The sequence below is a fragment of the Proteus terrae subsp. cibarius genome, from assembly GCF_011045835.1.
GTDB lineage: Bacteria > Pseudomonadota > Gammaproteobacteria > Enterobacterales > Enterobacteriaceae > Proteus > Proteus cibarius.
The window spans coordinates 3,937,993-3,944,857 of sequence record NZ_CP047349.1; the positions used below are offsets into that span (position 1 = coordinate 3,937,993).

Annotated in this window: 8 protein-coding genes; 1 reads left to right on the plus strand and 7 read right to left on the minus strand. The window is 40.3% G+C overall.

All coding sequences use genetic code 11. From position 1 onward, the window contains the following. Positions 1-5 precede the first annotated feature (5 nt). A complete protein-coding gene (locus GTH25_RS17970) occupies positions 6-800 on the plus strand; it encodes an energy transducer TonB (RefSeq protein ID WP_164530787.1) in 795 nt (264 codons plus the stop codon). A gap of 169 nt (positions 801-969) precedes the next feature. Here GTH25_RS17970 and GTH25_RS17975 read toward each other — a convergent pair whose 3' ends face one another. The 7 genes from GTH25_RS17975 to rpmH form a co-directional block, all read right to left on the minus strand. Continuing rightward, the gene (locus tag GTH25_RS17975) at positions 970-1,431 is read right to left on the minus strand and encodes a DUF1097 domain-containing protein (protein WP_164530788.1); all 462 of its coding nucleotides are present in this window, start codon (positions 1,429-1,431) and stop codon (positions 970-972) included. 405 nt (positions 1,432-1,836) lie between these two features. Next, positions 1,837-2,094: a helix-turn-helix domain-containing protein gene (locus GTH25_RS17980; protein WP_072070485.1), complete on the minus strand. Its 258-nt coding sequence runs from the start codon at positions 2,092-2,094 to the stop codon at positions 1,837-1,839. Between the two features lie 148 nt (positions 2,095-2,242). Further along, positions 2,243-3,607, minus strand: a complete 1,365-nt coding sequence (mnmE, locus tag GTH25_RS17985) for a tRNA uridine-5-carboxymethylaminomethyl(34) synthesis GTPase MnmE (protein WP_075673273.1) — start codon at positions 3,605-3,607, stop codon at positions 2,243-2,245. Positions 3,608-3,737: 130 nt separating this feature from the next. Further along, positions 3,738-5,378 (minus strand): membrane protein insertase YidC, encoded by a 1,641-nt coding sequence (yidC, locus tag GTH25_RS17990; protein ID WP_075673272.1) that lies wholly within the window; start codon positions 5,376-5,378, stop codon positions 3,738-3,740. Between the two features lie 2 nt (positions 5,379-5,380). Further along, a complete protein-coding gene (gene yidD, locus GTH25_RS17995; protein WP_072064717.1) occupies positions 5,381-5,641 on the minus strand; it encodes a membrane protein insertion efficiency factor YidD in 261 nt (86 codons plus the stop codon). Next, a complete protein-coding gene (gene rnpA, locus GTH25_RS18000) occupies positions 5,605-5,964 on the minus strand; it encodes a ribonuclease P protein component (RefSeq protein ID WP_071788569.1) in 360 nt (119 codons plus the stop codon). The genes yidD and rnpA overlap by 37 nt, the downstream gene beginning before the upstream one ends. A 17-nt stretch (positions 5,965-5,981) precedes the next feature. After that, positions 5,982-6,125 carry a 50S ribosomal protein L34 gene (gene rpmH, locus GTH25_RS18005; protein WP_004246509.1) on the minus strand — a complete coding sequence of 48 codons (144 nt, stop codon included), beginning with the start codon at positions 6,123-6,125 and terminating at the stop codon, positions 5,982-5,984. Between the last annotated feature and the right edge of the window lie 740 nt (positions 6,126-6,865).

Consider the following 6,865-nt stretch of genomic DNA (forward strand, 5'->3'; position numbering starts at 1 on the left):
TATTTATGTTGGCACTTTCTGTCAGGCAACCGCTTAATATTTATTATTGGCTAATTGGCATATCATTAGTTTATATCGTCGTATTAAGTTGGGTGTTGCGTTCACTTTCTATGACAGAAAGTGCACACCATATTCATCAGCAACAAGAAAATACATTATCCGTTTACCAAGTGGTATTTTCACCGCCTCAACAATCAACAGTGGTGCCGGAACCTTTAGTGGAAACGGAGCCACAAAAAACGCCCATTGTTTTACCCATTGCCGAAAAAGGGGAGTTTGTTGAAGCACCAAAGAAAATACCTGAAAAAATAAAAGAAAAGCCCACACCTATAAAACCAATTACACCTGTAAAAAAACAGGTGGTGCAAGAAAAAGTAGAGCCGATAAAACAGCGTGATTTAGAAAGCCAAGTAGCGCAAACGACTTCAGAAGCATCGGCAGAAAGCTTAACGCAACATACGGCAAGCTCGTTAGCAGGAAGAAGTCATGCATTAAGCGAGAAAGGAATAGGGCAAGGCGAATCTGATAATCACTATATTAGTTCACTGCGTCGAGAAATAGAGCGCCATAAACGTTATCCATCACAAGCACGTCGCATGCAACATGAAGGTCAGGTGGTGGTCAGTTTTTCACTCACATCAGAAGGTGTGATTTCAAGGGTTGAGATAGAAAGTACTTCTGGGATTTCTTCCCTTGATAATGCGGCTATTGCTGCGGTTAAACGCGTAAAACCCATAGGTCCTAAACCCGAAAACTTATTGAACCCTTTAATTGTCTCGTTAGATTTTCAATTAAATTAATAAACGAATGAAAGCACTCAACAGAATTTTCGTTTTACGTTATTTCCTAAGGTTTACATAACGTTATCAGGTTATGTTCCTATTGTTGGAACACTATATTTGGGAGTAATAAAAAAGCGGCTTTAGCATGACTAAATACCGCTTTTAGATTTGAGTTAGCATAAATAAATTACGCTGTTTTTGGCCATTTATTGGCAACCCAAAGTCCACTCATTTTCATGGCATAACCAAATAAAACACCGACAATTAATGAAGGGATGGTTTGAGAAAGATCCCCTTGAGCGGCAAATATAGTGCATGCTCCAATAAAGGTGCCGGGAATATAAGCAAGTAGTACACTTTTAGCTTGAATACACATCACAAAGGCAATAACACCTGTGACAGCATAGCCAAAAATAGAAATATCACTAAAGATTTGGCTACCGTAAATAATCGCCAATGCCCAAATCACGCCACTCATAATGGTAGCCATAGTGACAGCTAATCCTTTAATACCTTCTTTAGGATAAGCAAAATAGGCGGTGCAACCCAAAAAGCCAGCCCAGCTTAATAAGTCAAATTGATTAGCAATAAATGCCCAAATGGCAGAAAGAATGCCAGTTGTCAGCGCAGTAAAATAAAGCGTTCTCACGATAGACTCTTAAATATAAGGGGGATATTTACCCTGTTAACTAAAAACGAAGTTTATCATTGTCATTGACTGGTTTTCTATATTTAGATCATTAAAAAGTACATTTAATAATGGTATTAATACGTGTTAGATATATTGTTATTTATTCAAGATAGAAAAAGAAAAAGTAAACGATTGCGTTGTTTTATCTATGATTAAATAAAAAATAACTAGTACATCGTTTGATATTTATTATTAATAGTTTAATTAAAGAATAGTATTAAATAATATAAAAATAAAAGAAGACAAGTAATTTATCTTACTCTTTTTGAGAGAGTTTATTAGCTAAGTTGAATGCGCACCTGAGCTTTTTTTAGTAAAAATAGCCACATAATATTCATTCATATACATATCAAGGCTCGCCATTTACCACTCCTCTTTCCATTCACTTTTGTGTGCTAAATTATTTTTAGCATCTTTAGGATGAATTTCCATCTCTAAATTTAGTGCGGAGAGCAGTTTAAAAAAGGTTTCTAGCTTGGTGGAATTAGGATTAAGTTCAAAATTGGACACGGTGTCTTGTCGAATTCCCACTTTTTGGGCGACTTTACCTTGAGAAAGTTTTTTTGTTAATCGGACATCTTTTAGATGGACGCTGAGTTGATAGGCGTTAATTATAATCATCATCTTCTACCGGTTATAGGCGTTAATATCTAATATACCGGTTATAGCGTGTAGATCAAGATTTAGTGGTTATAGCGTGTAAATCCGACTTTACCTGCTATAACCGTTAAGTTAAGGTTTACACGGTATAGCAGGTAAGATTTGATGGTTACTTCCCGATGCAGAAACTTGAGAAAATACGGCCTAATAAGTCATCTGAAGTAAATTCACCGGTGATCTCACTTAATGCTTGCTGAGCCAGTCTTAACTCTTCTGCCAACAATTCACCGGATTTTGCATAAACCAATTGTTCATGGCCTTGCTGTAGATGTTCCGCTGCGGTATTTAATGCCTGTAAATGGCGGCGGCGAGCCAAGAAACCACCTTCAGTATTGCTATTAAAGCCCATCGCTTCTTTCAGGTGATCGCGTAGTAACTCGATACCCATTCCATCACGAGCAGATAAGCGGATCATCGGGTAGTTACCTTGTGCCGTGATCTCGACATTTTCCCCTGTTAAATCCGATTTGTTACGAATAACAGTGACAGGCAAGGTTTTTGGTAAACGAGCCATAAATTCAGGCCAGATATCTTCAGGTGTTGTGGCATCGGTTGTGGTGCTATCAACCATAAATAGCACTCTGTCTGCTTGCTCAATCTCTTTCCAAGCACGTTCAATACCAATGCGTTCAACTTCATCACTGGCTTCACGTAAGCCTGCGGTGTCGATAATATGCAAAGGCATACCATCAATATGAATATGTTCACGCAACACATCACGGGTTGTACCCGCAATATCCGTGACAATGGCAGCTTCTCGACCTGCTAATGCATTTAATAGGCTTGATTTACCTGCATTAGGGCGACCTGCGATAACCACTTTCATTCCTTCACGTAACAAGCTACCTTGGCGAGCTTGAGCACGAACATCATCTAATTCAGCAATAACGGCGTTAAGTTTTCCTTCGATGATACCGTCAGAAAGAAAATCAATCTCTTCATCAGGGAAATCAATGGCTGCTTCAACATAGATACGTAAGTGCGTTAATGACTCTACCATCTCGTTAATATGAGAGGAAAATGCACCTTGTAGTGAATTAATTGCTGAACGAGCTGCTTGTTCTGAGCTGGCATCAATTAAATCGGCAATCGCTTCTGCTTGTGCTAAATCGAGTTTGTCATTTAAAAACGCACGTTCAGAAAACTCACCAGGATTAGCAATACGCACACCAGGGATTTGTAAAATACGTTTTAGTAATAAATCCAGAATAATGGGGCCACCATGGCCTTGTAGTTCTAGAACATCTTCACCCGTAAATGAGTTCGGATTAGGGAAGAAAAGGGCGATACCCTGATCAAGTACTGAGTTGTCATCATTGCGAAATGGCAGATAATCGGCATAACGAGGTTTAGGCAACTTGCCTAAAACGGTTTGTGCTACAAGGGCAGCTTTAGGGCCAGAAACGCGTAGGATACCAACACCGCCTCTTCCCGGAGGTGTGGCCTGAGCGACGATAGTATCAGTGCTATGCATGGTGTACTCGCTTAATCAGAATAATCATATCAATATAAAAAACAGAAGGCGGTCATTGCAGACCGCCTTCGCTATTTTATGTCACTTTCCTTTGAATGTAACCAAGGAAGAGGCTTTTCCTCATGTGACCTTATTTTTTGTCTCTGCTGTGTAAGCCACGTTTCTCCAGACCACGGTAAATTAACTGCTGCTGGATAATGGTCACTAAGTTACTGACGATATAGTACAGAACCAGACCTGATGGGAACCACAGGAAGAATACGGTAAACACAACCGGCATAAAGGTCATGATTTTTTGTTGCATCGGATCAGTGACTGCTGTTGGAGACAGTTTCTGAATGATGAACATTGTCACACCCATTAATAATGGCAGGATGTAGTACGGATCTTGTGCAGATAAGTCTTGGATCCATAACATAAACGGTGCATGACGTAATTCAACAGAGCCCATCAGCATGTAATACAACGCAAGGAAGATTGGCATCTGGATAAGTAATGGTAAACAACCACCCAGAGGATTTACTTTCTCTTGTTTGTATAACGCCATCATTTCTTGGCTCATACGCTGTTTGTCATCACCAATACGTTCACGCAGTGCAGCCAGTTTTGGTTGCAGTAAACGCATTTTCGCCATGGAGGTGTACTGTGCTTTAGTCAGCGGGTACATGATACCACGAACGATAAAGGTGATCATGATGATGGAGAAGCCCCAGTTACCGATAAAGCTGTGAAGGAATTTCAGCAGTTTAAACAGTGGTTGAGAGATAAACCATAACCAACCGTAGTCAACAGACAGATCTAAATGTGGCGCAATGGCTGACATTTCTGACTGAATTTCAGGGCCAACCCATAATGTTGAGCTGATATCAGCACTGCTATTTGGTGCAATTGTCACCGGTGCTGATTTATAACCAATCAGAGCAATAGATTTGTTTTCTAAAGTGATAGAGTAGAAGCTATTGTTCTGACTATCTTTAGAAGGGATCCATGCTGTTGCAAAGTATTGTTGTAACATTGCAACCCAACCATTATTCGTGGTTAGAGATAAGTTTTTATCTTCGATATCACCAAAACTATATTTTTTATAGTTGGTTTCATCTGATGAGTATGCCGCACCACGATAAGTGTGTAGTGCAAAGTTGCTACTACCTGTATCACGGCTTTCTGGCAATTTAACAGATTGTTTTAACTGGCCGTAGAAGTTCATGGTCAGCGTTTTATCTGTTGTATTCTCAATTTTGTACTCAATACCGATATCGTACTGACCTTTCTTCAGAATGAAGGTTTTGACGAATTTCACACCTTCTTCATTTACGAAAGTCATAGGTACACGTAATTCATCTTGGTTTTCACCAAGTACGAATTCGTTTTTATCAGCATTATAAACTGGGCGAGATTTCTGATCTGGACCATCTGGGCCGATTAAGCCACTTTGAGCCTGATACAGGAATTGTGGTGTAGTTTCCAGTAAACGGAAAGGTGTCTGTGAATTAAGCTCGGCGGGATAGGCTAACAAATCAGCCTCATCGATAGTACCGCCCTGAGTATTGATACGAATATCAAGTACGTCAGTTTTTACGGTAATCAATTTTGCCTGCTCATTGCTGTTACCAGTTACAGCAAGACTATCACTGCTTGGCACGTCCGCTTGTTGCGAGACCTGAGCGGTAGTGGTGGTGTTTTGTGAAACTTTATCACCCTCCCACTGCTGCCAGATCAGGAAAGAAACGAACAGCAAAGCGATGAATAGAAGATTGCGTTGCGAATCCATCGTTAATTTTCTCTGTTATCGTCGTTTTTTCTAGGTGGGACAGGATCATCACCACCTTCGTGTAAAGGGTGGCATTTTAATATGCGTTTCACTGTTAACCAACTACCTTTTATCATTCCAAACCTGCGCAATGCCTCAATTCCGTAATTAGAGCATGTAGGATTAAAACGACAACGAGGCCCCAACAAAGGACTAATCCCCAGTTGATAGCCCCTAATCAGCAAGATCAGGACTTTTGAGCCAAGCGACAATGACGACGCCATAATTTACCCAATACTTCCGTCAATTGATGGTTATCAAGTTCAGCAACCCCTTTTCTTACTAATAGCACAAAATCCATCGGCGGTAATTCATGCTGATGTAAACGAAAGTATTCACGGGCTAATCGTTTAATGCGATTACGCTCATGAGCACGTTTAACGTTTTTCTTTGCGATTGTTAGACCGATGCGGGGATGCCCCAGCTCATTCTGGCGACCCAAAATAGTAACTTCTGGAGAACTCGCACGTTGTGGTTGCTGGAAAACAAAATTGAAATGCTTGGGAGTTAACAAACGTAACTCCCTTGGAAAAGCGAGCTTAACCACGGAATGGTTAGCTTTTATTATTTCGAAGAAACGGTCAGACGAGCGCGGCCTTTCGCACGACGGCGAGCCAGAACCTGACGACCATTTTTAGTGGCCATACGAGCGCGGAAGCCGTGGTTACGGTTGCGCTTCAGTACAGACGGTTGAAAAGTGCGTTTCATGGCGATTTCTACCTACTTAATATTATTACTGATTCAGCAAATGCGTTGACAGACAGGCGTGCAATAAATAAACAAACCGGTACTTCAATCGCAGCATCAATGATGGAAAGATGCGGGATTGTAATAAAATCACTCAAATGCGTCAATGAAGATGACGCTTTAAGTACCGATTTTTGTCGTCTTTTTTAGCAAACCCGATAATCAATCCTGACTTATGCGCAACGAGTACGCTTATTAGCGACCTAAAAAAGGTCTTAATAAGTGACTTTGTTGGTACAAGCACGCAGGGTGCAAGATTATACGGACTCATGGTGAAAGCGCAAGGATCTTTAGTGGATCAAATGAGAGATATTTGATCACTTACTATAAGAAAGAGAGATTTATGCAAAGAGAAAGTTATCCCCAATTGCTATTTATAGGACGACTCAAGTACACTAGAACGCCTTTGCATATTTCATTTGGTGAATTATCGTAAATCAGCAAGCCTGTGGATAAAAACCATAAAAACTGTGCAAAAGAAAGAGGATCTTCGTTTCATTTTGCGATATGATCCCCCGTCACGATCAGAATAGCCAGTCTGCGATCGTGAGTCACGATGTAAAAAAATCGTTGTCACCAAGAGTTGTTCCTTATTAAGAATTGAAGAGGAACGGTGTTGTGCACTTTGTATTTAGGCACACAGTGTTTAACTGCATTTTTCCTGTTTATTTTTTAGTCTTGTTTTTTTAGGGGAGTCCGCC